At 73.4% G+C, this 25,398-nt stretch carries 22 protein-coding genes; 14 read left to right on the top strand and 8 right to left on the bottom strand.

The window, feature by feature from the left end; all coding sequences use genetic code 11:
• The first annotated feature begins 47 nt into the window (after window positions 1-47).
• Window positions 48-1,100, top strand: a complete 1,053-nt coding sequence (pseI, locus tag ACTWLT_RS28840; protein ID WP_252419926.1) for a pseudaminic acid synthase — start codon at window positions 48-50, stop codon at window positions 1,098-1,100.
• A 52-nt stretch (window positions 1,101-1,152) separates the two neighbouring features.
• Here pseI and ACTWLT_RS28835 read toward each other — a convergent pair whose 3' ends face one another.
• From ACTWLT_RS28835 to ACTWLT_RS28820, 4 genes are read right to left on the bottom strand one after another with little or no spacing between them, the layout of a single operon-like run.
• Entirely contained in the window at window positions 1,153-1,635 is a 483-nt protein-coding gene (locus ACTWLT_RS28835; RefSeq protein WP_445321074.1) for a hypothetical protein, read from the bottom strand.
• A 10-nt stretch (window positions 1,636-1,645) separates the two neighbouring features.
• Window positions 1,646-2,401 carry an SDR family NAD(P)-dependent oxidoreductase gene (locus ACTWLT_RS28830; RefSeq protein WP_445321073.1) on the bottom strand — a complete coding sequence of 252 codons (756 nt, stop codon included), beginning with the start codon at window positions 2,399-2,401 and terminating at the stop codon, window positions 1,646-1,648.
• On the bottom strand, window positions 2,394-3,650 hold the full coding sequence (locus tag ACTWLT_RS28825; RefSeq protein ID WP_445321072.1) for an AMP-binding protein: 1,257 nt from the start codon (window positions 3,648-3,650) through the stop codon (window positions 2,394-2,396). The genes ACTWLT_RS28830 and ACTWLT_RS28825 overlap by 8 nt, the downstream gene beginning before the upstream one ends.
• Entirely contained in the window at window positions 3,647-3,898 is a 252-nt protein-coding gene (locus tag ACTWLT_RS28820; protein ID WP_252419922.1) for an acyl carrier protein, read from the bottom strand. The genes ACTWLT_RS28825 and ACTWLT_RS28820 overlap by 4 nt, the downstream gene beginning before the upstream one ends.
• 73 nt (window positions 3,899-3,971) lie before the next feature.
• Between ACTWLT_RS28820 and ACTWLT_RS28815 the strand changes: the two genes are divergently transcribed.
• Window positions 3,972-4,508, top strand: a complete 537-nt coding sequence (locus ACTWLT_RS28815; RefSeq protein WP_445321071.1) for a GNAT family N-acetyltransferase — start codon at window positions 3,972-3,974, stop codon at window positions 4,506-4,508.
• Window positions 4,509-4,610: 102 nt separating this feature from the next.
• Here ACTWLT_RS28815 and ACTWLT_RS28810 read toward each other — a convergent pair whose 3' ends face one another.
• Window positions 4,611-6,344 carry a hypothetical protein gene (locus ACTWLT_RS28810; RefSeq protein ID WP_445321070.1) on the bottom strand — a complete coding sequence of 578 codons (1,734 nt, stop codon included), beginning with the start codon at window positions 6,342-6,344 and terminating at the stop codon, window positions 4,611-4,613.
• Window positions 6,345-6,686: 342 nt separating this feature from the next.
• On the opposite strand from ACTWLT_RS28810, the gene pseB reads away from it, so the two are divergent.
• From pseB to ACTWLT_RS28775, 7 genes are all read left to right on the top strand, one after another.
• The gene (gene pseB, locus ACTWLT_RS28805) at window positions 6,687-7,670 is read left to right on the top strand and encodes a UDP-N-acetylglucosamine 4,6-dehydratase (inverting) (protein WP_252419919.1); all 984 of its coding nucleotides are present in this window, start codon (window positions 6,687-6,689) and stop codon (window positions 7,668-7,670) included.
• On the top strand, window positions 7,667-8,824 hold the full coding sequence (locus ACTWLT_RS28800; RefSeq protein WP_445321069.1) for a DegT/DnrJ/EryC1/StrS family aminotransferase: 1,158 nt from the start codon (window positions 7,667-7,669) through the stop codon (window positions 8,822-8,824). Before pseB ends, ACTWLT_RS28800 begins: the two co-directional genes overlap by 4 nt.
• Window positions 8,825-8,834: 10 nt before the next feature.
• The gene (locus ACTWLT_RS28795; protein ID WP_445321068.1) at window positions 8,835-9,683 is read left to right on the top strand and encodes a hypothetical protein; all 849 of its coding nucleotides are present in this window, start codon (window positions 8,835-8,837) and stop codon (window positions 9,681-9,683) included.
• The gene (locus ACTWLT_RS28790; RefSeq protein WP_445321067.1) at window positions 9,673-11,499 is read left to right on the top strand and encodes a class I SAM-dependent methyltransferase; all 1,827 of its coding nucleotides are present in this window, start codon (window positions 9,673-9,675) and stop codon (window positions 11,497-11,499) included. Before ACTWLT_RS28795 ends, ACTWLT_RS28790 begins: the two co-directional genes overlap by 11 nt.
• 77 nt (window positions 11,500-11,576) lie before the next feature.
• A complete protein-coding gene (locus tag ACTWLT_RS28785) occupies window positions 11,577-12,299 on the top strand; it encodes a cytidylyltransferase domain-containing protein (RefSeq protein WP_445321109.1) in 723 nt (240 codons plus the stop codon).
• On the top strand, window positions 12,296-13,354 hold the full coding sequence (locus ACTWLT_RS28780) for a PseG/SpsG family protein (protein WP_445321108.1): 1,059 nt from the start codon (window positions 12,296-12,298) through the stop codon (window positions 13,352-13,354). The genes ACTWLT_RS28785 and ACTWLT_RS28780 overlap by 4 nt, the downstream gene beginning before the upstream one ends.
• A gap of 71 nt (window positions 13,355-13,425) precedes the next feature.
• On the top strand, window positions 13,426-14,061 hold the full coding sequence (locus tag ACTWLT_RS28775) for an alpha-ketoglutarate-dependent dioxygenase AlkB (RefSeq protein WP_445321066.1): 636 nt from the start codon (window positions 13,426-13,428) through the stop codon (window positions 14,059-14,061).
• Between the two features lie 48 nt (window positions 14,062-14,109).
• Here the strand turns inward: ACTWLT_RS28775 and ACTWLT_RS28770 are convergent, their stop codons facing one another.
• From ACTWLT_RS28770 to ACTWLT_RS28760, 3 genes are all read right to left on the bottom strand, one after another.
• Window positions 14,110-14,628 (bottom strand): TrmH family RNA methyltransferase, encoded by a 519-nt coding sequence (locus tag ACTWLT_RS28770; protein ID WP_445321065.1) that lies wholly within the window; start codon window positions 14,626-14,628, stop codon window positions 14,110-14,112.
• Window positions 14,629-14,857: 229 nt separating this feature from the next.
• Window positions 14,858-17,341: a DNA gyrase/topoisomerase IV subunit A gene (locus tag ACTWLT_RS28765; RefSeq protein WP_445321064.1), complete on the bottom strand. Its 2,484-nt coding sequence runs from the start codon at window positions 17,339-17,341 to the stop codon at window positions 14,858-14,860.
• Between the two features lie 32 nt (window positions 17,342-17,373).
• A complete protein-coding gene (locus ACTWLT_RS28760; RefSeq protein WP_445321063.1) occupies window positions 17,374-19,482 on the bottom strand; it encodes a DNA gyrase/topoisomerase IV subunit B in 2,109 nt (702 codons plus the stop codon).
• A 227-nt stretch (window positions 19,483-19,709) separates the two neighbouring features.
• Between ACTWLT_RS28760 and ACTWLT_RS28755 the strand changes: the two genes are divergently transcribed.
• The 5 genes from ACTWLT_RS28755 to ACTWLT_RS28735 all read left to right on the top strand — a co-directional run bounded on the left by ACTWLT_RS28755 (window position 19,710) and on the right by ACTWLT_RS28735 (window position 25,385).
• Entirely contained in the window at window positions 19,710-20,375 is a 666-nt protein-coding gene (locus tag ACTWLT_RS28755) for a class I SAM-dependent methyltransferase (RefSeq protein ID WP_445321062.1), read from the top strand.
• Window positions 20,372-21,127 (top strand): hypothetical protein, encoded by a 756-nt coding sequence (locus tag ACTWLT_RS28750; RefSeq protein WP_445321061.1) that lies wholly within the window; start codon window positions 20,372-20,374, stop codon window positions 21,125-21,127. The genes ACTWLT_RS28755 and ACTWLT_RS28750 overlap by 4 nt, the downstream gene beginning before the upstream one ends.
• Before the next feature lie 173 nt (window positions 21,128-21,300).
• Window positions 21,301-22,560, top strand: coding sequence for an SGNH/GDSL hydrolase family protein (locus ACTWLT_RS28745; protein WP_445321060.1), 1,260 nt, complete (start codon window positions 21,301-21,303; stop codon window positions 22,558-22,560).
• Between the two features lie 168 nt (window positions 22,561-22,728).
• The gene (locus ACTWLT_RS28740) at window positions 22,729-24,381 is read left to right on the top strand and encodes a carbamoyltransferase family protein (protein ID WP_445321059.1); all 1,653 of its coding nucleotides are present in this window, start codon (window positions 22,729-22,731) and stop codon (window positions 24,379-24,381) included.
• Window positions 24,378-25,385: a glycosyltransferase family 2 protein gene (locus tag ACTWLT_RS28735; RefSeq protein ID WP_445321058.1), complete on the top strand. Its 1,008-nt coding sequence runs from the start codon at window positions 24,378-24,380 to the stop codon at window positions 25,383-25,385. Before ACTWLT_RS28740 ends, ACTWLT_RS28735 begins: the two co-directional genes overlap by 4 nt.
• Window positions 25,386-25,398 lie beyond the last annotated feature (13 nt).

Raw genomic sequence — 25,398 nt, 5'->3', positions numbered from 1 at the left:
ACAGCACCACCGCACCTCGGTGCGGGCGTACCTGAGCAGAGGTCGGAATGACGGCGACAATCAAGATCGGACCGCACGCGGTCGGTGCCGGGGAGCGACCCTTCGTGGTCGCCGAGATGTCCGGTAACCACAACGGCGACCTGGACCGGGCGCTGGCCATCGTCGACGCGGTGGCCGACAGCGGGGCACACGCCCTCAAGCTCCAGACGTACCGGCCGGACACGATCACGATCGACGTCGACACACCGGCGTTCCGCATCTCCAGCGGGCACGAGCTGTGGGGCGGGGAGAACCTGTACCGCCTCTACGAGCGGGCGCACACCCCGTACGAGTGGCACGCCCCGATCTTCGCGCGTGCCCGCGCACGGGGCCTGACCGTCTTCTCGTCGCCGTTCGACGCGACCGCCGTGGAGCTGCTGGAGTCGCTGGACGCGCCGGCGTACAAGATTGCTTCCTCGGAGCTGGTGGACCTGCCACTGATCCGGTTGGTGGCCTCCACCGGCAAGCCGATGGTGATCTCGACCGGGATGGCGACGGTGGCCGAGATCGACGCCGCCGTGCGGACCGCCCGCGACGGCGGTGCGGCGGGCATCGTGCTGCTGGCCTGCACGGCGTCCTACCCGGCGCCGCCGGCCGACAGCAACCTTCGCCGGTTGCCGGTGCTGGCCGGCGCGTTCGACGTGCCGGTGGGGCTCTCCGACCACACGCCCGGCATCGGGGTGGCGGTCGCGTCGGTGGCGCTGGGCGCCTGCTTCATCGAGAAGCACGTGACGCTGGACCGGGCCGACGGCGGCGTGGACTCCGACTTCTCACTGAACCCGTCGGAGCTGACGGCCCTGGTCGCCGAGTCGGGCCGGGCGTACGCGGCGCTGGGCGGCACCGCGATCGGCCCGACCCCCGCCGAGCGGGAGGGCCTGCGGTTCCGCCGTTCGCTCTTCGTGGTCGAGGACGTACGGGCCGGCGACCCGGTCACGGCCCACAACGTCCGGTCCATCCGGCCGGCCGGCGGGCTGGCGCCGGTCGAGATCGACCGGGTCCTCGGTCGGACCTTCGCCACCGACGTGCCGCGTGGCACTCCCCTGAGCTGGGACCTGATCTGACGGGTGCACGCTCGACAGGAGACCTGGCACGCGAGCGGCGGTGCCGCCGGTCTCATCCCCGATGGAAGCCGGGCGCTGGGGCGAAGCCGACGGTGACCACCAGGTCGGCCAACCGCAGGGTCCGCCAGACCGCTGCGCCGTCGGCAGGCGTACCCAGACCGTAGCGGCGCCACCAGGCGACCACCGGCATGTCGGCCAGCTTGCAGCAGCACTCGGCCCGGGTCCAGCGCGCCCAGAAGTCGGCGACGCCGAACCGGCGGGCCAGCGCCGGCGGCACCGGGGCGTCCGCGCGCTCCGCGTCGATCGCCACCCGCCACCCGGGCGCGGGCGGCCCGTACCAGCCCACGCAGCGTCCGTCGTCGAGGTGACTGCGGGTCACCGCGTCGGCCAGCGCGGCCGGGGTCCCGACGCGCAGGTGCCGCTCGGCTGCGGCCAGCAGCCCCGGCACCGGGCGCGGCCCGCCGGCGCCACCCGGCCGCGACGGCGCGGCCGGGCCGGCGATGGTGACCGGCCCGGGCGCCGCTTCCGGTGGCACCGGTCGCAGGTCAGATGGAGGCGGCACCGTCCACCACGATGACCTGGCCGTTGATGTTGGTGTGCTCCCGCAGCAGCATCCGGACCACCGGTACGACCTCCACCGGCTCGGTCAGGTGGCCGGTCGGGGTGCGGCGCACGATCTGGTCGAGCTGGGTCGGGCCGAGCACCGCGGACATCTCGGAGGCGAAGAAGCCGGGGGCGACCGCGTTGACCAGCATCCGACCACCCAGCTCCCGGGCGAGCGAGCGGGTGGCGGCGTCCATGCCGCCCTTGGTGGCCGAGTACGCGACCAGGCCGGGGAAGCCGCGCTGCGCGCAGATCGACGTGATGTTGACGATCCGCCCGCGCAGCCCCTTGCCGAGCATCCGCCGGATCACCAGCCGGGTCAGCTGCAACGGCGCGGTCAGGTTGGTCTCGATGATCCGGGCGATGTCGTCGGTGGACGTGTGCACGTGCAGGGAGTCCTGCCCGACGGCGGCGTTGTTGACGATGCCGTCGATCGGCCCGAGGCGCTGCTCCACCTCGCGGACGAAGCCCTGGGCGGCGCGCAGGTCGGTGACGTCCACGGAGCCGACGTGCACCCGGTCGGGGTGCTCGGCGGCGAGCTTCTCCAGCTCCGAAGTGACCGTGCGGGCGAACGCGGCCACCCGTACGCCGTGGTCGAGCAGGTCGGTGACGATGGCCAGGCCCAGCCCCCGGGAGCCGCCGGAGACGAGAACCACGGAGCTGGGCGGGACGAGCTGGGTGTCGGCGAGGTCAGACATCGCTCTTCAGGGTCTCCTTGACGGGGATCTCGGTCAGCACGCGGATCCGGCGTGGCACCGCGTGCTCGGGCAGCCGCTCGGCACACCAGCGGACCAGTGCGGCCTCGTCGGTGACGCCGGCGGCGGGGGTGAGGACCACCTCGGCGACCACCATCCGGCCGAGCACCGGCGCCCGGCGGCCGGTGACCCGGGCCCACGCCACCGCGGGATGCCCGGTCAGCACGCCGCGGACCACACCGGCGGAGACCTTGCTGCCGCCGACGTTGATCTCGTCGGAATCCAGCCGGCCGGTGATCAGCACCCGGTCGTCGACCACCTGCACGCGGTCCCCGGTGCGGACCGGGCCGGCCAGCCCGACCCCGTGGTACGGCGAGGTGACCACCAGCTCGTCGTCGTGGACGGAGAGGGTCGGCCGGCCGGGGGCCTCCCTGCCCAGCCAGGCGGCCGGGAACCCGGCTCGCCCGTCGTGCACCACGATGGACGCCCCCACCTCGGAGGACGCGTAGATCCAGGAGATCCGGGCGGCGGGGAAGACCTCCCGCAGCTGGTCCAGGATCGCCTGGTCCACCGGCTCCCCGCCGAGGGTGATCTGGCGCAGCGGCACCCGGGCCAGCGCGGCGGCGTCCCGGTAGAGGGTGCGCCGCCAGAAGGTCGGCGTGCCGGAAGCGGCGTCGACCCCGTGCGCGGCGGCGACCGCCGGCCAGTCGTCCAACTCGTCCGGCTCGACGACCACCAGGTGCTGACCGGCCTGGGTCAGCGACAGGGTCACCACCTGCCACCAGGCGTACGTGCCGGGGGCGTAGGGGCAGAGCCAGGTCCGGTCCGGCTGGCCCGCCCGTACGGTGGTCAGCGTGTCGAGGGTGTGCCCGACCCGCTTGGGGCGGCCCGTCGAGCCGGAGGTCAGCAGCCAGAGCCGCCCGGGTTCGCCGGCGCGCGGGCGGGGCGGCGCGCCGGGGTGCGCACCGTCGTCGTCGAGGACGGTCACCGTGAACCCGGCGTCGAGCAGCTCCGCGCGCATGGCCGCGTCGACCCGGCCCACGGTGCTGAGCAGCAGCTCGGTGCCGTGCAGGGCGTGCTGCCGCGCGGCGGCCAGCGCGTGACCGGCGGAGTGCGCGAGCACCGCGGCCGGGTCGGGCAGCGCCGGCGTCGGCAACGTCCCCCAGGTCAGTGTGGTGCCGCCGACGACGAGCCGGTTGTCGGCGCCGGCCAGGCGCGCGCCGGCCGGGGGGTGGGGTGTCGCGACGGTCACTGCTGCTGGAGCTCGACGAGGAAGTCGAGGACGTCGGAGACGGTGGCGATGCGGCGCAGGCCGGGTGCGTCGAAGTTGAGCTCCTCCCCCGTCTCGTCCTCCACCCGCAGGGCCAGCTCGGAGAAGTCCAGCGAGCGGAAACCGATCTCCCGCAACTGCGCACCGTCGTCGGCGGGCAGCTCCTTGTCCTGGTTCTTCAGCACCTGAGCCATGAGGTCGCGGATCTGCGCGCGACTCAATTCGTTCATGCGCCGGAGTCTACCTCCTGACGAATGGCCATTCGATTTCCCGGTGCGCCCGGGTAGGGTGCCGGAACCGGACGTGAACAGATCGGAAAGCGAGAGGTACGTGCTGCGCGAAGCGACGGCGGAAGACGTTCACCTGATGTTGTCCTGGCGTAATCAGGAAACCAACCGTCAGGTCAGCAAGACCAGCCACGAAATCACCGCCGACGAGCACGCCCGGTGGTGGTCGGCGGTCCGCGGGGACCCGTCCCGGCGGGTGCTCGTGTACGTCCGCGACGACCTGCCCTGCGGCGTGGTCACCTTCTTCGACCTGCGGTTGGACGGCTCCCGGACCGGCGCGTGGGGCTTCTATCTCGACGCCGACGGGCTGGCCGAACGGGGCGAGACGCTGCCCGTGTGGCTGGCGGTGATGCGGGAGGCCGTGGAGTACGCCTTCGACGGGTTGCACCTGGACCGGCTCGACGGGGAGGTGCTGGCGCACAACACGGTCGTACGACAGATGAACCGACGTTTCCGATTCGTCGAGGGCATCCCGCGACAGGAGCTGTCCGACGGGCGGGAAATCACCGTCATACCGATTTCGCTGGCCCGGGCCGACCGTCGGCAGCGCTGATTCCGGTACGCATTTCCGCAATCGTCCGACACCATTAACCGGCCGTGTGTCCGGTGGACATCGGCTGTTCACGAAAAGCGGTGCCCACCGGAGCGCGGGCGGTCAGGCCCGCCGCCACGCCGCCCAGTTCTGGCGCACGTTGCCACCGAGCCGGACGAAGCCGTACGCCGCGCCGTCCCAGTCGTCGGGTTGACCGGGCGCCCAACGGGCGAACACCACCTGCGCCGCGGCCGGCGGCTGCTCCCGGAACCACCGCACGTCGGTCCACGTCACCTGGTGGCTGAGGTTGAACCGTTGGATGTAGTGCACGCCCGTGGAGGCCCAGACCCGCTCGCCGGGACGGACCCCGACATCGGCCACCCACGGGGTCGGCGCGGTGCTCGCCACCATCGGCCGCACCAACCGCTGGTCGATCACCTGCATGGTGACGAGGTTGACCACGACCAGGGCGCCGAGCACCGGCAGCCGCAGCCGGGGCACCCGGGCCGCCGCGACGAGCAGCACGCAGCCGGCGATGCCGATCAGCGACCCGACGACCGGTCGGAACTCCCGCCAGCCGCCGGTCAGCGCCATCAGGTCCGGTGCGCCGAAGCCGCCGTAGCGCAGCGAGTGCCCCCGGCTGGCGACGTACGCGAGGCGGACGGCGATCAGCGCGCCGCCGGCGACCAGCAGCGCGACCGCGACGGCGGCCCGGCGCAGCACGACCCGACGGCCGGCGGTGAGCAGCACTCCGAGCCCGACCAGCAGCCAGAACGGGGCCAGCATCTGCACGTAGCGGCCGTAGATGGCGTCCAGCGGTTTCCCGGTGATGCCCGCCAGGATCACCGACGCACCGCTGGCCACTCCGACGCTCACCACCAGCGCCACACCCATCGTCCAGCGGGTGGCGTCGCCGCGCCGGGGGCGCCACAGTTCACGGACGGCGGCGGCCCAGGCGACCCCGGCCATGCCGAACGTGATCACCACGAGGTACCAGAGCTGGGTGGTGACCGCCGCGCCGACCCGGACCACGCCCGCGCCGGAGGCGACCGCGTCGACCACACTGCCACCCGGGGTGCTGCCGAGCAGGTAGACCTTGTCCCCGAGCAGCCGGATGCCGGCCTCGTTGACCAGCGCCAGGGCGAGCACCGGCAGCAGCGCCGCGAGCACCGCGGCCGGCGTGATCCGGCGGCGGACCAGCAGCAGCAGGACCAGCCCGGCGTGCACCGCCACGATCACCAGGCCGCGGGAGTGCAGGAGGTGGAACGCGCCGACCAGCAGGCCGACGGTGGCCGCGGCGACCGGCCCGGGCCGCTCGATCCAGCGGTGCACGGCGAGCAGCCAGGCGACCACCAGCGGCGCCATCACCGTGTCGATCATGGCAACGCCGGAGTAGAAGGCGGTGGCCGGCAGGGTCGCGGCCACCACGGCCCCGAGCAGGGCGTACGACCGGCGCAGTTGGAGCAGTCGCCGGCCGAGCAGGTACGCCAGCGGCAGCAGCGTCGAGTTGACCATCGCGTTGATCAGGTGGACCAGCCGGTAGCTGTCGCTGAAGTCCCGGTCGCCGAGGAACGCGGGCGAGATCAGCATCGGGTAGCCCACCCGGCGCAGAAGCTCGTTCTCGCTGCTGAACCCGCCCGGCCCGCCCGCCAGCGCCCGGGCGGTGTTGAGGTAGCTGTCCTCGTCGGTGTGCGCGATCGGCAGCACGATGTGCCGGGACAGCCACATCCGCCAGGCGACGCTGAGCACCCAGCCGACGAGCAACAGCAGCGGGACCAGCCAGCGCCGCCCGACCGTGGCCGGCTGCGTCCCGGCCGGGACCGCCGGCCGTTCCATCACGTCGCTGCCGGATGCCATCAACGCCTCCTGAACTGCCGGCGGACCGGGCCGGTGCACGCCGGTGACGCTCGGGGTGAACCGCTCGCGCCGGGGTGGCGCGACGGTCGGGTGAACGCGGGAACCGGCGGCGCGCAGGGGCGGACGGGTCGCTCGCGCGGCCACTGTAACGGCCGGATCGAGCCTGGTCAGGCCGCTTCGCGGGTGGCCGGAAGTGTTCGCCTACGCGGTGCCCGGCATTCACGGGGGCAGGGGAAGCGGTTAACCCGCGAGCGCCGGCCCGTTAACCCGCCGCGGTTAGCGTCTCACCCCGGTCGGCCGGCCGAGGGCCGCCCGTTCATCCACGATCACGGGAGCACCAAATTGAGTGAGTTGAATGGATCGTCCATTCTGATCACCGGGGGAACGGGTTCCTTCGGCAGGACGTTCCTCCGGCACATCCTCACCGAAGCCGACCCCGCCCGCGTGGTGGTGTTCTCCCGCGACGAGCTCAAGCAGTACGAGCTGCGCCAGCAGCTCGGTGACGACCCTCGGCTGCGCTGGTTCATCGGCGACATCCGGGACCGCCACCGCCTCACCCGGGCCATGCACGGCGTGCAGCACGTGGTGCACGCCGCCGCCCTGAAGCAGGTGGACACCGCGGAGTACAACCCCTCCGAGTACATCGCCACCAACATCACCGGCTCGCAGCACGTGGTCGACGCCGCGATCGAGGCCGGGGTGCGGAAGGTCATCGCGCTCTCCACCGACAAGGCGTCCAGCCCGATCAACCTGTACGGCGCGACGAAGCTCGTCGGCGACAAGCTGTTCGTCTCGGCCAACCACTACGCCGCCCACCACCCGACCCGGTTCGCGGTGGTCCGCTACGGCAACGTGGTCGGCAGCCGGGGTTCGGTGGTCCCGCTGTTCAGCCGGCTGGCCGCCGAGGGCAAGAGCCTGCCGATCACCGACAAGCGGATGACCCGTTTCTGGATCACGCTGGAGCAGGCCGTCCAGTTCGTCATGGACTCGTTCGACCAGATGCAGGGCGGCGAGCTGTTCGTGCCGCGGATCCCCAGCATGCGGATCCTCGACCTGGTCGAGGCGGTCGCTCCGGAGGCCACCACGCACGAGATCGGCATCCGGCCCGGCGAGAAGCTGCACGAGGAGATGATCGCGCCGGACGACAGCCGGCGGACGCTGCGCGCCAAGGACCGGTACATCGTCCAGCCGACCATCGCCGGCTGGGGCTACCAGCCGCCGGTCGACTGCGAGCCGGTGCCGGACGGCTTCGCCTACCAGTCGGACACCAACGACGAGTGGCTCAGCGTCGACCAGCTGCGCGACATGCTCGGTCTCACCGCATGACGGGGATGCTCCCGTACGGCCGGCACTCCGTCACCGAGGACGACGTCGCCGCCGTGGCCGGTGTGCTGCGCGGCGACTGGCTCACCACCGGGCCGCAGGTCGACGCGTTCGAGGCCGACCTCTCGGCGTGGACCGGCGGCGCGGGCTGCGCCACCGTCTCCAACGGCACCGCCGCGCTGCACGTGGCGTACGCGGCGGCCGGCGTCGGCCCCGGCGACGAGGTGATCGTGCCGCCGATGACGTTCGTGGCGACCGCCAGCAGCGCCGTCGCGCTCGGCGCCAAGATCGTCTTTGCCGATGTCGAGGAGGAGACCTTCACGCTCGACCCGGCGGCGGTCGCCGCCGCGACCACCCCCCGCACCCGGGTGGTGTCCGCCGTCGACTACGCCGGCCACCCGGCCGACTACGACGCGCTGCGCACCGCGATGGGCGGGCACGACGCCCTGCTGCTCGCCGACGCCGCGCACTCCATCGGCGCCAGCTACAAGGGTCGCCCGGTCGGGACACTGGCCGACCTGACCACCCTGTCGTTCTTCCCCACCAAGAACCTCACCACCGCCGAGGGCGGCGCCGTGGCCACCCCGCACCCGGAGCTGCTGAAGCGGGCCCGGCGGTTCCGCAACATCGGTCTGGTCCGCGAGCGCGACGAGCAGCGGTGGCCGGACGAGGGCGGCTGGCACCAGGAGGTGCACGAGTTCGGGCTGAACTACCGGCTGCCGGACGTGCTCTGCGCGCTGGGCCGCAGCCAGCTGCGCCGGCTCGGCGAGTTCCTGGACCGCCGGGACCGGCTCGTGGCCCGCTACGACGAGGCCCTCGCCGACCTGCCGGGCGTCCGACTGCCGGGCCGACGGTCGTGGGCGCGACCCGCCTGGCACCTCTACCCGATCCGGGTGCTCGACGGCCGTCGCCGCGAGGTGTACGACCGGATGCGCGCCGCCGGCATCGGCGTGCAGGTCAACTACATCCCCGTGCACTGGCACCCGGTCTTCGCGGACCTGGGCTACCGGCGCGGATCCTGCCCGGTGGCCGAGTCGTTCTACTCCCAGCAGCTGTCGCTGCCGCTCTACCCGGGACTCAGCGACGCCGACCAGGACCGCGTCATCGACGCGCTGACCGCGGCCCTGCGGGCCGGCTCGGTGCGTTCCGCCGCCTGATGGGAACCTGATGCACCACGCCAACCACTTCTACGGCCACGCCCACGTGCTGGCCCGGTACGCCGGCCTCGGCGACCGGCACCCCCCGCGGATCAACGGGTACGTGCAGCACGGCTGGAACATCGGCGACGGCCTGGCCCCCGGCCACCCGTACGCCGACCGCACCCCGAGCCTGCTCTGGTCGGAGCAGACCCGCCGCCGGGCCTGGTCGGTGGGTCGGCGCAACGTGGTCGTGATCGGCGCCCCGTTCGCCTACCTCCTGGCCATGCGGCCCGAGGATCCGCCCGCCGAGGAACGGGAGGGCACCATCTGGTACCCGTTCCACGGCTGGGAGGGCCAGCACGTCAAGGGTGACCACCGCGCGCTGATCGCCCGTATCCGGGACACCGAGCCCGGCCCCGTGACGGTCTGCCTCTACTGGCACGAGTACGGCATGCGCAACGTCCGCCGCCTCTACGAACGCGCCGGCTTCCGGGTCATCTGCCACGGTTACCGGGGGCACTGGTGGAAGGACACCGACCCCGAGTTCCTCGACAACCAGCTGACCGAGCTGCGCCGGCACCGCCGGGTAGCGTCCAACCGGCTGACCAGCGCCATCTTCTACGGCATCGCGGCGGGCTGCGAACCGGCGGTCTACGGCGACCCGATGATCCTTTCCAACGAGGATCCGACCTTCGGCGGGACCGCCCGCATCCGGCGGCAGTGGCCGGAGCTGCACGGCGCCGCGGTCGACCTGCCCACCGCGGTCGAGATCGCCCGCGCCGAACTGGGCACGGACCACCGCTGCACGCCGGCCGAGCTGCGCGAGCTGCTCGGTTGGGCGCACCTCCAGGAGGAAGAGGAAGACCGTGACGACTGAGACGGCACCCGCCGGCCGGATGACCCTGCCGGGCGGCGAGATGCTGGCCTGGTCCGACCTGCCGAAGGAGCGGTTGGCCGACGGCGGGCCGCTGGCCGCTCTGGCCGCCCGGATCGTGCCGGCCGGTGCGCGGGTCCTGCTGGCCGGGCCGCACGACCCGGCGCTGCTGGACCGGCTCGCCCACGCCGAGGTGACCTGCCTGCTGCGCAGCCACCCGGACGCGGTGGCGCTGGCCCAGCGGGCCGCCCGGGTGGTGGTGGGTGGCCCGGGTGGGCTGCCCGACGACGACACGTACGACGTGGTGATCGCCGGTGCCGGGCTGGACCCGGTGGAGTCGGTGGAGGGCGCCCGGTTCGGCTGGGACGGGGTGCTGGCACGCCTGGCCGCCGCCGTACGGCCCGGTGGCGCTCTGCTGCTGCGCCTGGACAACCCGCTCGGCCTGCAACGAATGGTGGCCGCCACCCCCTGGTACGCCGACCGGGACGACTCCGCCTGGGTGATCGGCGGCGTGCTGGACCGGACCCACCCGGCCAACCGGGAGCAGCTGCGCCAGCGGCTCACCGGCTCCGGGCTGCTGCCGACCGCCTGCTGGGCCGCGTACCCCGCAGCCGCCAGCGCGACGGCGCTGCTCGACGCCGACCAGCTCGACCGGGACACCGGGTCCGGGCTCTTCGACGCGGTGCTGCACGGCGCCTGCGCGGGCGGTTCGACCACCGCGCCGGTGCTCCAGGACCCGGCCCGGCTGGCCGTGGACGCGCTGCACGCCGGGCGCGCCGCCGACCTCGCGCCGGGCTGGCTGATGCTGGCCCGGCGACCCGGTGGGCCGGCGGACCCGGCCACACCGGCCGGCAGCGGGGACCTGCCGACGGTGCTGGCGCAGACCGGGCCGCCCGGGATCGGCGTGCTGGAGGTGCTGCACGGCCCGTCCGGATGGCGGTGGGGGCTCGCCGCGTCGACCGACGCGAGGGTGCCGGCCGCCGCGCCGTTCGCCAGCCGCGAGGCCGCGTACCGGGATCCCGACGCGCTGACCGGGCCGGTGCCGTCCGGGCGGCTGCTGCGTACCCTGCTGCTCGACGCGGCGCTGCGCCGCGACCTGGCGACGCTGCGCACGCTGCTTAAGGGGTACGCGGGCTGGCTCGCCGGCCAGGCCGACGACGACGGCCGGGTCGCCGGAGCGGGCGCGCTGGCCAGCACCGACAACGTCGTGGTCGACGGGGACCGCTACGCGGTGCTCGACCCGAGCTGGCGGGCCACCGCCGCGGTGCCCGGCGACGTGGTGCTGGCCCGCGGGCTGTGGCGCTTCGCGACGGAGCTGCTCACCGGCGGGTACGCCAACCCGTGGTCGTCCACCCTCGACGTGGCGGGACTGACCGTGGTGCTCGGCGGGCTCGCCGGCCACGACCTGTCCCGGGACACCGTGGCGCAGGCGGTGGAGGCCGAGGCGGCGATCACCGCTGCGCTGCACGGGCTGGACACCGACGGCCGGGGCAGCCTCGCCACCCGGCTGCACGCCATCGAGCCGACCGACCCGCCGGTCGGTGCCCACAGCTACCAGCAACTGCGGGAGGCGTGGCTGCGCCAGCGCGAGGAGATCAGCCGGCTCGCCTCCCTGGCCAGGTGGACCGACGAACTGCTCACCTCGCGGGAGCGGGCGTTGCGCCGGGCCGAGACGACGATCAGCCTGCTCAGCGGTTCGCTCAGCTACCGGGTCGGCCGGCTCGCCATCACCCCGGCGCGGCTGGCCAAGCGGGGTGCCCGTGCCGCCAAGCGCCGCGCCCGCTGGGCGCTCGCGCCGAAGCAGGAGGAGCAGCAGTGACCGGCCACGACGGCGCGCCCGACGCGGCGCGGGCGGTGCTCCCGACGGAGGCCACGGTCGCGGCCGGAGGACCGCGCATCGTCGGCATCGTGCAGGCCCGCATGGGATCGTCCCGACTACCCGGCAAGGTGCTGCGCCCGCTGGCCGGGCGTTCCGTGCTGGGCCGGGTGGTCCGCGCCGCGCGGGACAGCGGCGTCCTGGCCGACCTGGTGGTCGCCACCAGCACCGACGCGGTCGACGACGCCGTGGTGGCCGAGTGCGCGCGACTGGGAGTGCCCTGCCACCGCGGGCCGGTCGACGACGTGCTGGGCCGCTTCGTGGGCGCTCTGGCGGCACACCCCGCCGACGCGGTCATGCGGTTCACCGCCGACTGCCCGCTGCTCGACCCGGAGATCATCACACTGGTCGCGTCGGTCTACCGCGCGGTGCCCGGGCTGGACTACGCGAGCACGTCGATCGCCCGCACCCTGCCCCGCGGGATGGACGTGGAGATCATCCGCGCGGAGACGCTGCGTACGCTCGACCGGCTCGCCACCGGTCACCACCGCGTGCACGTGACCTCGTACGCGTACACCCATCCGGACCTGTTCCGGGTGCTCGGGGTGACGCTCACCCCGGACCGCTCGGCGCTGCGGCTGACCCTCGACACCGAGCAGGACTGGGCGCTGGTGAGCGCCGTGGCCGACCACTTCGGCGACGTCAGCGTGCCGCTGGCCAAGCTCGCCGACTGGCTCGACGGTCAGCCCCGGCTGCGCGCCCTCAACGCCGACGTACGGCAGAAGCGGCTGGAGGAGTCCTGAGCACGCTACGGGTCGGACTGCGCTGCGACGCCGGGCCGCGACGCGGCGTCGGCCACCTCGTCCGCTGTCTGGCGCTCGCCGAGGAGTTCCTGGCCCGGGGCGCCCACGTCGCGGTGTTCGGCGCGGTCGAGCGGCTCGACTGGGCCACCGCGGAGCTGGCCGCGCGGGGCATCCCCCTGCATCCGGGGCCGGAGTCGCCGGCCGAACTGGTCGAGGCGGCCCGCCGCCACGAGCTGGACGTCCTGGTCCTCGACTCCTACGAGCTGGACCCGGCCGGGGCGGGCGCGCTGCGCGCCGCAGGTGTGTTCACCCTCGCCCTGATCGACGGTGACAGCCGCGGCCAGGACGCGGACCTCTACCTCGACCAGAACTTCGGGGCGCAGTCCGCCGCGCTGCCCGGACGGCTGCTCGCCGGCAGCGGGTACGCCCTGCTGCGCGACTCGGTGGTGACCGCCCGACCGCCGGCCCCCCGACCCGCCACAGCGGTCAGCCGGCCCCGGGTGCTGGCCTTCTTCGGGGGCACGGACGCCGTCGGCGCGGCCCCGGTGCTGACCCGGGTGCTGGTGGCCACCGGCCATCCGATGGACCTCACGGTCGTCGTCGGCCGACCGGAGATCGAGGCGGAGCTGGAGGAGATCACCCCGGGGCGCGGGCAGGTCGTACGGCCCGTCCCGCCCACCGGATCGCTGCCGGCGCTGATCACCGCCGCCGACCTGGTGGTCAGCGCCGCCGGCACGTCCACCTGGGAACTCTGCTGCCTGGGCGCACCCTCGGCGCTGGTCTGCGTGGTGGACAACCAGCGCGACTCGTACGCCCGGGTGGTGCGGCACGGCCTGGCCGCCGGCCTGGGCGAACTGCCGGAGCTGACCGGCGGCGGGGTCGCCGGCCGGGCCGCCCGCGCGGCGGCGGCGCGCACCCTGCACGGGTTGCTCAGCTCACCGCAGCGACGCACGGCGCTCGCCGCACGGGCCTGGTCCACCGTCGACGGGCGGGGCCGGGCACGGGTCGTGGACGCGGTGTTCGACGCCGTACGCCCCGCCGCCGTCGGGGGCTGACCGTCGGCCAGGGTCACGCACCCCGTACATCAATTGGCACGGGTGTACGAAAGTGCTGCTAGGGTGGCCCCATGACGCAGGCCGCCTACCAGCCGTCGATGCTCGACCTGGCCGACGCCGGGCCGACCCTGGGGCCGCTGCCCGGCCAGATCCGCCGGCACCACCTCACCCGGGGCGCCTGGGTCGACCACCTCCCCGGCTGGGTGCGCGGCTCCGACGCGGTCCTCGACACCCTGCTCAGCGAGGTCCCCTGGCGGGCCGAGCGGCGCCCGATGTACGACCGCGAGGTCGACGTGCCCCGCCTGCTCTGCTGGTACGGCGGCGACGAGCAACTGCCCCATCCGGTGCTCACCGAGGCACGGACGGAGCTGACCCGGCACTACGCTCCCGAGCTGGGCGAGCCGTTCGTCACGGCCGGCATGTGCCTCTACCGCTCCGGGCGCGACAGCGTGGCCTGGCACGGCGACACCATCGGTCGCTCTGCGCACACCGACACGATCGTCGCGATCGTCTCGTTCGGGTCGCCCCGGCCACTGCTGCTGCGCCCTCGCGGCGGCGGCGACAGCCTGCGCTTCCCCGTGGGCCACGGCGACCTGATCGTGATGGGTGGCTCCTGCCAACGCACCTGGGAACACGCCATCCCGAAGACCGCCCGCGCCGTCGGCCCCCGGGTCAGCGTCCAGTTCCGCCCCATCAACGTCGCCTGACCCTCCCCACCCTCGCCCGCCGCGCCGCGGACACGGACAGGCTGAGGGTTAGAGAAGGCCGGCGAGCTTGTAGAGGACCAGCGAGCCGGCGACTGCGACGTTCAGGCTGTGGCCGTGCCCGACCATGGGAATCTCCACCGCCGCGTCCAGGTGGTCGAGCGCCTCGGGCGGGATGCCGGTCGCCTCATGCCCGAGCAGCACCACGGTGCGACCCCGAGCGGCGGGCAGATCACCCAGCCGGACGGCCTCGTCGGCCAGTTCCACCCCGAGGATCCGGGTGCCGGCGGCCCGTTCGGCGGCCAGCCAGCGCAGCGGACTGCCAACCCGGTGGACGCAGCCCGGCCGGCGCAGCGTGTTGCCTCGGGCCACGGCCTCGTCCACCCAACGGAACGGCGGCACGGCGAGGCAGGCACCGACCGCGTCGCAGGTGCGCAGCAGGGTGCCCAGGTTCGCGCCGTGCAGCGGCCAGAGCGGAGCGGCGATCAGGTGACCCCAGCAGCGGTGTGGCCGGGGCCGGCGAGCGGCCCGCAACTCGCGCGGCGGCCGGACCCGGATGGCGGCGCTCACGCCGCGCCGGCGACTCCGCCGGACAGAAGAAAGATCATGCGAAGAGTGCTTAGCGGCGCACCCGAACCCTCACCGACAACAGAACCCCCACCATACCGTGCCGCACCACTCCCCCACCCACCCTCGAACTACGTTGATCATGAAGTTATTGCCCGCAAAATCGGCGTGTCGCCGCAATAACTTCATGATCAACGGGGCGGGGTGGGTTGGGGTTGGGGTTGGGGTTGGGTTAGTCGCGTTCGATGAGGTGGCCCACCACGGTTGGGCCGAGCATCACGGCGAAGCCGGAGCCGTCGCGGCGCGGGTCCGCCGCGGGCAGCTCGACCGGCTCGCCGGTGCCGGTCGCGCCGACCGGACGCGGCCCCACCCAGGCGACGGCCACGTCCGTCTCACCCTTGAGGAAGCGGTGGGCACGCACCCCGCCGGTGGCCCGCCCCTTGGCCGGGTACGCCTTGAACGGCGTCACCTTGACCGTCGCCCCGGTGGAGGTGACCACCATCGGCTCCCCGTGCCCCGGATCGTCGGTGCGCACCGCACCGAAGAAGGCCACCCGCGCGCCGGCGGGCAGGTTGATGCCGGCCATGCCGCCACCCTTGAGACCCTGCGGGCGGACCAGCCCCGCCGCGAAACGCAGCAGCGACGCCTCCGAGGTGACGAACGTCAGCGTCTCGGCGCCGTCGGTCAGCCAGGTCGCGCCGACCACCTCGTCGCCGTCGCGCAGGCCGATCACCTCGAACTCGTCGGAGCGCACCGGCCACTCCGGCGCGCAGATCTTCACCATGCCCTGCCGCGTGCCCAGCGCCAGCCCCGGTGAACCCTCGGCCGAACCGCCCAGCGGGGCCAGGCCGACCACCGTCTCCCCCGGCTCCAACGGCACCAGCTCGGCGGCGGACATGCCGCCCCGCAGTGACACGGTGCCGGCCTGCTCGGGCAGCACCGGCAGCGGCAGCACGTCGACCTTGAAGGCCCGACCGGCGCTGGTCACCAGCAGCACCCGACCCCGGGCGGTGGAGTGCACGATCGCGCGTACCGTGTCGTGCTTGACCCGGCCGTTGCGTCGGCGCCCCTCGGAGCTCTCCTCCGACTCGGCCGCAGTCCGGGCCACCAGCCCGGTCGCGGAGAGGATCACCTGGCACGGGTCGTCGGCGACCTCCAGCGGACCGGCCGGCGCGGACGCGGCCAGCACCTCCTTGAGGTCACCGTCGACCAGGGTGGTGCGCCGTTCCGTGCCGAACTGCTTGACCACCGCGGCCAGCTCGTCGGAGACCAGCTTCTTGAGCACCTTGTCGTCGTCGAGGATCGTGGACAGCTCGGCGATCTCGGCGCGCAGCCGCTCCTGCTCGGCCTCCAGCTCGATCCGGTCGAACTTGGTCAGGCGACGCAGCGGAGTGTCCAGGATGTAGGTGGCCTGGATGTCGGAGAGGCCGAACTGGCTCATCAGCCCGTCCTTGGCAGCCTGCGCGTCGTCGCTGCCCCGGATCAGCCGCACCACCCGGTCGATGTCCAGCAACGCGATCAGCAGACCGTCGACCAGGTGCAGCCGCTCCTGCCGCTTGCGGCGGCGGTACGAGCTGCGCCGGGTGACCACCTCGTACCGGTGGGCCAGGAAGACCTCCAGCAGCGCCTTCAACCCGAGGGTCCGCGGCTGCCCGTCGACCAGCACCAGGTTGTTGACGCCGAAGGACTGCTCCAGCGGGGTCAGCCGGTAGAGGTCGGCGAGCAGGGCCTGCGGGTTGACCCCGACCTTGCACTCGATGACGAGCCGGGTGCCGCTCTCGCGGTCGGTGAGGTCCTTGACGTCGGCGATGCCGGTCAACCGCTTGGTCTTGGTGACCTCGTTGGTGATCGCCGCGATGACCTTCTCCGCGCCGACGCCGTAGGGCAGCTCGACCACCGTGATCGCCTGACGCCCCCGGCTGCCCTCGATCGGGCCGATCTCGACCTTGCCGCGCATCCGCACCACGCCGCGCCCGGTCTCGTACGCCCGGCGCACCTCGTCCAGGCCGAGCAGCACGCCGCCGGTGGGCAGGTCGGGGCCGGGCACGTACTCCATGAGCTTGTCGAGCGTGGCGTCCGGGTGGTTGATCAGCCAGCGGGCGGCGGACACCACCTCGGCGAGGTTGTGCGGGATCATGTTGGTGGCCATGCCGACCGCGATCCCGGACGCGCCGTTGACCAGCAGGTTGGGGAACGCGGCCGGTAGCACGGTGGGCTGGGTCAGCGAGCCGTCGTAGTTGGGCTCGACGTCGACGGTGTCCTCGCCCAGCTCACCGACGAGCAGCATGGCCTCGCGGGACATCCGCGCTTCCGTGTAACGCGAGGCGGCCGGGCCGTCGTCGGGGCTGCCGAAGTTGCCGTGCCCGTCGATGAGCGGCACGTTGAGGGAGAAGTCCTGGGCGAGGCGGACCATGGCGTCGTAGATCGCCGTGTCGCCGTGCGGATGGTACTTACCCATGCAGTCGCCGACGATGCGGGCGGACTTCACGTGCCCGCGATCCGGACGGTAGCCCTGCTCGTACATGGACCAGAGGATGCGCCGGTGCACGGGCTTGAGGCCGTCGCGGGCGTCGGGCAGGGCGCGGGAGTGGATGACCGAGAACGCGTACTCCAGGTAGGAGTCGGAGACCTCGGTGACCAGCGGGTTGTCGAAGACCCGCGCGCCGGCCTGGTCGAACGAGGAGAGATCGACCTTGTTTTCCTTGCGGCGTGCCATGACTCAGCTTTCCCCTCGGACGGAACCCGTGCTCATGCGTCGATCGCCTCGCGGTCGACGCGGTCGGCGGAGTCGATCAGCCAGTTGCGGCGCGGCTCGACCTTCTCGCCCATCAGCAACTCGAGGATCCGCTCGGCGGCGTCCACGTCGTCCATGGTGATCCGGCGGACCGCCCGGGTGGCCGGATTCATCGTGGTGTCCCACAGCTCGTCGGCGTCCATCTCACCGAGACCCTTGAACCGCGGGATCGGCGTGACGATCTGCTTGCCGGCCTTCTCCAGCTTGCGGACCGTCGTCTCCATCTCGGCCTGGGTGTAGGTGTAGACGACCTGCGGGTTGCGCCCCTTGGTAGTGATCTTGTGCAGGGGCGGCATGGCGGCGTAGAGCCGGCCGGCCTCGATCAGCGGGCGCATGTACCGGGCGAACAGGGTGATCAGCAGCGTCCGGATGTGCGCGCCGTCCACGTCGGCGTCAGCCATGATCAGCACTCGGCCGTAGCGCAGCGCGGACAGGTCGAACGTACGCCCCGAGCCCGCGCCGAGCACCTGGACGATCGCCGCGCACTCGGCGTTGTCCAGCACCTGCTGGAGGTTGGCCTTCTGCACGTTGAGGATCTTGCCGCGGATCGGCAGCAGCGCCTGGTATTCCGACGAGCGGGCCATCCGGCTCGTGCCGAGGGCGCTGTCACCCTCCACGATGAACAGCTCGCTGCGGTCGATGCCGGTGGCCCGGCAGTCGACCAGCTTCGGCGGCATCGACGCGCCCTCCAGGGCGGTCTTGCGCCGGGCGGCGTCCTTCTGCTGCTTCTGGGTGAGCCGCACCCGGGCCGCGTCGACGATCTTCTGGAGCACCGTGCGCGCCTCGGCCTTGGTGCGCCGGTCCTCCATCCACGCCTTGATGTGCGCCTCGACCAGCGTGTGGATGACCTTGGTGATGCCGGTGGTGGAGAGCTCGTCCTTGGTCTGCGAGGTGAACTGCGGCTCGGGGAGCCGCACGTGCACCACGGCGGTCATCCCCTCCAGGACGTCGTCCAGGGTGGGCGGCTCCTCCTTGGCCTTGAGCAGCCCGCGGGTGTTGCGGACGGCGTCGGCGAGGGTGCGGACCAGTGCCCGCTCGAAGCCCTTGCGGTGGGTGCCGCCGTGGGCGTTGCGGATGGTGTTGGTGAAGCACTCGACGGTGCGGTCGTAGCCGGTGCCCCAGCGGAACGCCACCTCGACCTCGGCGCGGCGCTGCACGTTGGACTGCATGACGCCGTTGGCGTCGGCGGCGTTCTCCCGGTAGGTCCCCTCGCCGGTGACCAGCAGGGTGCCGGAGACGGGCCGGTCGCCGGCGGGGGCGAGGAACTCGACCATGTCGCTGAGCCCGTTGGGGTAGTGGAACCGCTCCTCGGTGGGCGCCTCGCCGGTCAGGTCGCGCAGCAGGTACGTCACGCCGGGGACCAGGAAGGCGGTGTTGCGCAGCTTCATCCGGACCGCGTCGACGTCGAGCGCCGCGCCGGTCTCGAAGTAGCGCGTGTCGTGCCACCAGCGGATCGAGGTGCCGGTGGCCTGCCGGCGCTTCATCGCGCCGACCACCTGGAGCCCGGGGCCGGCGGTGAACGGCGCGTCCGGGCCGTCACCGTCGAAGATCCCCGGCACGCCGTGCCGGAACGACATCGCGTGGATCTTGCCGGCGCGGCGGACGGTCACGTCGAACCGGCGGGACAGCGCGTTGACCGCGGACGCGCCGACGCCGTGCAGCCCACCGGAGGTCTTGTAGCCGGAGCCGCCGAACTTGCCGCCCGCGTGCAGCCGGGTGAGCACCAGCTCGACGCCGGAGATGCCGGACTTGGCGTGCACGTCGGTGGGGATGCCCCGGCCGTCGTCGTCGACCTGCACCGAGCCGTCGGCGTGCAGGATCACCTCGACGTGGCTGGCGTGACCGGCGACACCCTCGTCGGTGGAGTTGTCGAGGATCTCGTTGACGAGGTGACCCACGCCACGGCTGTCGGTGGAGCCGATGTACATGCCGGGCCGCTTGCGGACAGCGTCCAGCCCCTCGAGGTGGGTGAGGTCATCGGCCCCGTACAGGGTGTCAGGCTCTGCGGTCAACTGGTCGAACTCCCGGGTCTCAGGCGGTGTGCTGCCTCTCACCGGCGACATCAGCCGGCGTGGCGCGCCGCAGCGAGCCTAGCCCGAGGCTGGGACAAGATTCGGAGGCCCCGCGCGACCCGCCGGGTGTCGACCCCTGAGACGTGAGCCACGGAACAGCCCCCCGGCGGCCCTGACCGGCCTCGCCGTGGCGTTCGCGGGGCAACGGAGGGGCCGTCCGGCCGATATTCTGACCGGCGATCGCGTCCGGCAGGTGCCGGCGCGGGGCGGGAGCGGGCATGGACGACGACGAGGCGACCGGGCGGCTGGCCGCGGCGTCGCTGGCCGCCGGTGACCCGACAGGCTGGTTCGAGCAGCTCTACACCGAGGCGCGGCACGGCGCGGCGATCGTTCCCTGGGACCGGGACGACCCGCACAGCCTGCTCGTCGAGTGGACCGCCGATCGGCGTCCGACCGGGGCTGGCCGCCGGGCGGTCGTGGTGGGCTGTGGGTACGGCCGCGACGCCGAGCACATCGCGGGGCTGGGCTTCGCCACCGTGGCCTTCGACATCTCCCCCACGGCGGTGGCCGCCGCCCGCGACCGGCACCCCGGCTCACCGGTCGACTACCGCACCGCGGACCTGCTGGACCCGCCACCGGCCTGGCGACGGTCGTTCGACCTGGTGGTGGAGAGCATGACGGTGCAGGCTCTGCCTGCGGAGATCCGTGCCGCGGCGATCGACGCGGTGGGTGAGCTGGTCGCGCCGGGCGGCACCCTGCTGGTCATCGCCGCCGGGCGCGCCGACAGGGACCCCGCACCGGTCGGGCCGCCGTGGCCGTTGACCCGCGCCGAGGTCGACGCGTTCGCCGGCGCCGGGCTCGCGCCGGTCGGGGTGGAGGACATCCGGGACCAGAGCGGAGTACGCCGTTGGCGCGCCGAACTTCAGCGAGAGCCGATCGGGTGACCGCGACGAGGAGCCCCGACGACCCGGGTACGGCCGACCGTCAGGGGGCCACCGTGGCGCACGAGTCGACGCGTGACGCCCTCCGGCGCGCCCTGGGTACGCGGGCCCGCCGGTGGCTGCTCGCCATCACCCTGCTGGCGGGCGTGCTCGCCGCCGTGGCGCTGACCGCGGCGGCCGACCCGGCCGACCGGACGTTCGCCGCACTGTCGGACACGGTGCAGAGCCTGATGTCGGTCCTGACACCGCTGTTCGGCATCCTGCTGGTGCGTGACCTGCGGCGGGCACCCGATGCCGTGCGCGTCGGCCCGACCCTGGTGGCGGTGGGATTGCCGGCAGTCGTCATCGGCGTCTTCGGGGTGGTGGTCTGCGCCGTGACGCTCGCCCTCGCTCCGGCGGACATCGCCGACCAACCGTGGCGGCACGCCGGCACCGTCGCGGTCGGCGGTGTGCTGGTGCAGGTCGTTGCCGGGCTGGTGGGCACCGGGCTGGGTCTACTGCTGCGCTCGCCGGTCGTCGCGTTCCTCGCCACCATCGTGCTGCCGCTGGGCCTGTACGGGCTGCTGGGCGGCGTGGACGCTCTGCGTCCCGCCCAGGCGTGGCTGACCCCGTACGGGAGTGTGCGCAACCTGCTCTCCGGCGAGATGAGCGCCCTGCGGTGGGTCCAGTGGCTGACGGTCCTGCTCGTCTGGGGTGTCGGGCTGAACGCCGCCGGTGCGGCCCTGCTCCGGCGGCGCCACCGGTCCCACCGGTAGGCCGCCCGGCCCTCGCGTCGCTGGGCGGTGACGGTGGTGCACCTCGCCCGGGTGTACCGGTCCGGCGTGTCTTTCATCGAACGATTCTGTTACGGGCCATTGACGCCCGTCGCACAGGGGTGATCTGATCGCGCTCCCAGAGAATCTTTCATCTTTCGATGGATGGGAGCCCCATGCCCAGGTTCCGGCGTACCGCGCTCGCCGCGGCAATCACGATCGTCACGGCGGCGCTCTCGACCGCCGTCGCGTTGCCAGCCCCCGCGTCCGCCGCGCTGCCCACCGCCGCGGTGGCGATCGGTGACAGCTTCATCAGTGGCGAGGGCGCCGGGGCGTACACCCCGGTGGTCGACGTCAACGGGGTCGCGCAGGGCTTCCCCGGCTGGACGGCACCGAACAACAACGCCTACTTCTGCCACCGCTCCGCGAACGCCTCGCTGAACCAGGCCAACCTGCCGGGCATCCAGAACCGGTTCAACCTGGCGTGCTCCGGCGGTCAGCCGCACGACATCGCCACCGCGTCGGCGGCACGCGAGAAGGGCCGCACGGTGGCCTCGCAGATCGACCAGGTGCGTGCCGTCGCGCAGACCCAGGACATCGACCTGGTGCTGATCGGCCTCGGGTCGAACAACAGCTCGTTCACCTTCGGCAGCGTCGCGGAGAAGTGCGCCAACCGGTTCATCGCCGACGCCTGGACGGGCTGGTGGGAGTTCTGGGCGTACCTCGGTGGCCCGGTGGAGCAGAAGCCCTGCAGCGACGCCGACCTGGCCACCGCCGCGCAGCTCAGCGCCGCCACCGCGGAGACCACCGCGGCGGTACGCCAGCTGCTGACCACCCTGGACCAGGTGGACGCGGACGGGCAGCACCGGGTCGTGTTCCAGGACTACACCAACCCGCTGCCGCTGGATCTGGAGCCGACGTTCCACACCCAGGACGGCCGGGACGACACCCGGGACAAGTTCCGCGACCTCGGCGCCGAGCGCTACGCGGCCGGCTGCCCGATCCACCGGGCGAGCCTCGCGCCCGGACACCGTTTCTCGCAGGGCCTGGGCACCCTGGTGAAGTCCACCCGGGACACCCTGGCCGCCGAGTTCCCCGGCGCCGACCTGGTCTACCTCAACGTGCAGCGGGCCTTCGACGGCGCCCGGCTCTGCGAGTCGGCGGCCAGCCCGACCGGCGCGCTGGCCACCCCGATCCGGTTGCAGGACAACCCTCCGAACGGCACCTTCGTCACCAGCCTCTCCGGCAAGGACAAGATCGCCATCCAGCGGATCGCCAACACCTGCGTCAGCTACTTCCAGACCTGTCAGGAGTCGTGGCACCCGAACGCCACCGGGCACCAGGTGCTCGGCCAGTGCCTGAGCGGCGCCGCCGTCACCAGCGCACGGTCGGTGGCCTGCGTCCGCGCGGGCAACGGGAGCATCTCCGTCTCCTGACCGCAACCGTCACCGGAGGCCCCGCCAGCCGGCGGGGCCTCCGCCGCCTCCGGCCACATCGGACACGGATGGTGATCGCCCGATCACGCGCCGGACCAGTCGATCCGCGCCGTCGGAGAAGTCGATGATCTACAGGTTAGTCGGGCGAAGCAGGGGTACCGACCCTTCATGCGGGTCCTCGGTATCAATGCGATCTTCCACGATCCGGCGGCTGCCCTGGTGGTCGACGGGCGAGCGGTGGCCGCCGCGGAGGAGGAGCGGTTCAGCCGTCGCAAGCACGGCAAGCGACCGGTGCCCTTCTCCGCCTGGGAGCTGCCCGAACTCGCCGCCGCCTGGTGTCTGAGCAGCGCCGGCCTGGGCGTCGACGACCTCGACGCGGTGGCCTACTCCTTCGACCCGACGCTCTGCGGTGACGCCGCGGCCCTCGGGCTGAGCGACCCGTGGGACTGGCTGCGGGTCGAGTACGCCACCCGCGCACCGCAGTTCCTGGCCGCCGCGTTGCCGGGCCTCGACCCGGCCCGGGTGCGCTTCGTCCCCCACCACGTGGCGCACGCCGCGTCCGCCGGGCTGGCCGCGCCCACCGCCGGCGACGACACCGCCGTGCTGGTCCTCGACGGGCGCGGCGAGGTGGCCAGTCACCTCGCCGGGGTGTACGACGGCGGCGAGCTGCGGTCACTGCGCACGCAGGAACTGCCGCACTCGCTCGGCCTGCTCTACGAGGACCTGACCCGACACCTCGGCTTCCTGCACTCCAGCGACGAGTACAAGGTGATGGCGCTGGCCTCCTACGGCCGCCCCCGCCACCTGGGGCTGCTGCGCGAGCTGGTCCGGGTCACCGACGACGGTGGGTTCACCGTGGACCGGATCGACTGGGCCAGCCTCGCCAAGCCGCGCGATCCCGACGGCGAGATGACCGACGACCACGCGGACCTGGCGGCGAGCGTGCAGGCCCGTCTGGAGGAGGTGATCCTCGACCTGTCCCGCTGGCTCCACGACGCCTCGGGCGGGGCGTCCACCCTGGCCCTGGCCGGCGGCGTCGCGCTCAACTGCGTGGCCAACGCCCGGCTCGCGGCCGAGGGCCCGTACCGGCGGGTCTGGGTGCAGCCGGCGGCCGGCGACGCGGGTACCGCGCTGGGTGCGGCCCTGCACGTCGCCGGCGCGCTCGGTGACCGGTCGGCGCCGATGAGCGGGGTCGACCTGGGCCGTGGCTGGTCCGACGAGGAACTGGAGGCGGAGCTGCGTCGGGCCGCCCTGCCGTACACCCGGCCGCGGTCGATCGCCGCCGAGGCGGCCCGGGTGCTGGCCGACAACGGCATCGTGGCGTGGTATCAGGGCCGCAGCGAGTACGGCCCACGCGCCCTCGGGCACCGGTCGCTGCTGGCCCACCCCGGTGACCCGGCCACCACCGCCCGGATGAACGACGTGAAGGGTCGGGAGCAGTTCCGGCCGATCGCGCCGATGGTCCGCGCCGAGCGGGCCGCCGAGATCTTCGACGGTGTGCTGCCCAGCCCGTACATGCTCTTCGTGCACCGGGTGAAACCGTGGTGGCGGGACCGCATCCCGGCCGTCACCCACGTCGACGGCACCGCCCGCGTGCAGACCGTCGCCGCCGACACCGAGCCGGTCGTGGCCGAGCTGCTGGCCGAGTTCGAGCGGCTGACCGGGCTGCCGGTGGTGGTGAACACCTCGCTGAACACCGCCGGCCGGCCGATGGTGGACACTCCGCGCGAGGCCATGGAGCTGTTCGGCTCCGCGCCGGTGGAGCTGCTCGCCCTCGGCCCGTTCGCTGTCCGCCGGTCGGCGCTGGGCGGTGCCCGGTGATCAGTCTCGTGGTGCCGACCCTCGGCCGGCCGAGCCTGGCCGTGCTGCTCGCCGCGCTCGCCGACCAGATCGGTGAGCTGCCGGAGGCGGAGCTGCTGCTGGTCGACGACCGGCGCGACGAGACCGGGGAGCTGGCGGTGCCGGGGGCGCTGGCGGCGTACACCAAGGTGCTGACCGGTCGGAGCGCCGGCCCGGCGGCGGCCCGCAACGTCGGCTGGCGGGCGGCCCGGGCGCCCTGGGTGGTCTTCCTCGACGACGACGTGGTGCCGGCCGACGACTGGGCCCGACGGCTGCGCGCCGACCTGGCCGTCGGCGACCGCGTCGGCGGCGTGCAGGGGCGGGTGCGGGTCCCGCTGCCGACCCACCGGCGGCCAACCGACTGGGAACGCGTCACCGCCGGCCTGGCCGACGGCGAGTGGATCACCGCCGACATGGCGTACCGGCGGGCCGCCCTGGCGGCGGTGGGCGGCTTCGACGAACGTTTCCCCCGCGCCTACCGCGAGGACGCCGAGCTGGCCCACCGGATCCGCCGCGCCGGCTGGGAGCTGCTCGTCGGGGAGCGGTCGGTGACCCATCCGGTACGCCCGGAGAGCCGGTGGATCAGCCTGCGCACGCAGCGCGGCAACGCCGACGACGCGTTGCTGCGCCGGCTGTACGGCCCGCGCTGGCGCACCGAACTGGGCGTGCCGCCGGGGCGCCGGCACCGGCACGTCGCGGTCACCGGCGCCGCCGTGCTGGCCGTCGCCGGCGCGATCACCGCCCGGTCGCGGCCACGTGGCGGCCCGACCCGGCGGGCGCTCGACGTCGCCACCGTTCTGGCCGCGCTCGGTTGGGCCGCCGGCACCGCCGAGTTCGCCCGGGCGAGGATCGCCCCCGGCCCCCGATCCGTCGACGAGGTCGCCACCATGCTGGCCACCAGCGCGCTGATCCCGCCGCTGGCGGCCGCCCACTGGGTACGCGGCTGGTGGCGCAGCCGAGGCGCGCGGGCAGGCACCGGATGGTGACCGACGGGCCGCG

Source organism: Micromonospora yongxingensis (assembly GCF_052601155.1).
Note: the sequence above shows the minus strand (reverse complement) of the source record. Positions and strands in the feature narration are given on the sequence as shown.

Bases quoted from the DNA above. Each gene is read 5' to 3' on its own strand.
- ACTWLT_RS28820 (WP_252419922.1), bottom strand. From the start codon at position 3,898: ATGAACGAATTGAGTCGCGCGCAGATCCGCGACCTCATGGCTCAGGTG.
- ACTWLT_RS28810 (WP_445321070.1), bottom strand. From the start codon at position 6,344: ATGGCATCCGGCAGCGACGTGATGGAACGGCCGGCGGTCCCGGCCGGG.
- ACTWLT_RS28800 (WP_445321069.1), top strand. From the start codon at position 7,667: ATGACGGGGATGCTCCCGTACGGCCGGCACTCCGTCACCGAGGACGAC.
- ACTWLT_RS28760 (WP_445321063.1), bottom strand. From the start codon at position 19,482: ATGTCGCCGGTGAGAGGCAGCACACCGCCTGAGACCCGGGAGTTCGAC.
- ACTWLT_RS28830 (WP_445321073.1), bottom strand. From the start codon at position 2,401: ATGTCTGACCTCGCCGACACCCAGCTCGTCCCGCCCAGCTCCGTGGTT.
- ACTWLT_RS28765 (WP_445321064.1), bottom strand. From the start codon at position 17,341: ATGGCACGCCGCAAGGAAAACAAGGTCGATCTCTCCTCGTTCGACCAG.
- pseI (WP_252419926.1), top strand. From the start codon at position 48: ATGACGGCGACAATCAAGATCGGACCGCACGCGGTCGGTGCCGGGGAG.
- ACTWLT_RS28740 (WP_445321059.1), top strand. From the start codon at position 22,729: ATGCGGGTCCTCGGTATCAATGCGATCTTCCACGATCCGGCGGCTGCC.
- ACTWLT_RS28775 (WP_445321066.1), top strand. From the start codon at position 13,426: ATGACGCAGGCCGCCTACCAGCCGTCGATGCTCGACCTGGCCGACGCC.
- ACTWLT_RS28745 (WP_445321060.1), top strand. From the start codon at position 21,301: ATGCCCAGGTTCCGGCGTACCGCGCTCGCCGCGGCAATCACGATCGTC.
- ACTWLT_RS28755 (WP_445321062.1), top strand. From the start codon at position 19,710: ATGGACGACGACGAGGCGACCGGGCGGCTGGCCGCGGCGTCGCTGGCC.
- ACTWLT_RS28795 (WP_445321068.1), top strand. From the start codon at position 8,835: ATGCACCACGCCAACCACTTCTACGGCCACGCCCACGTGCTGGCCCGG.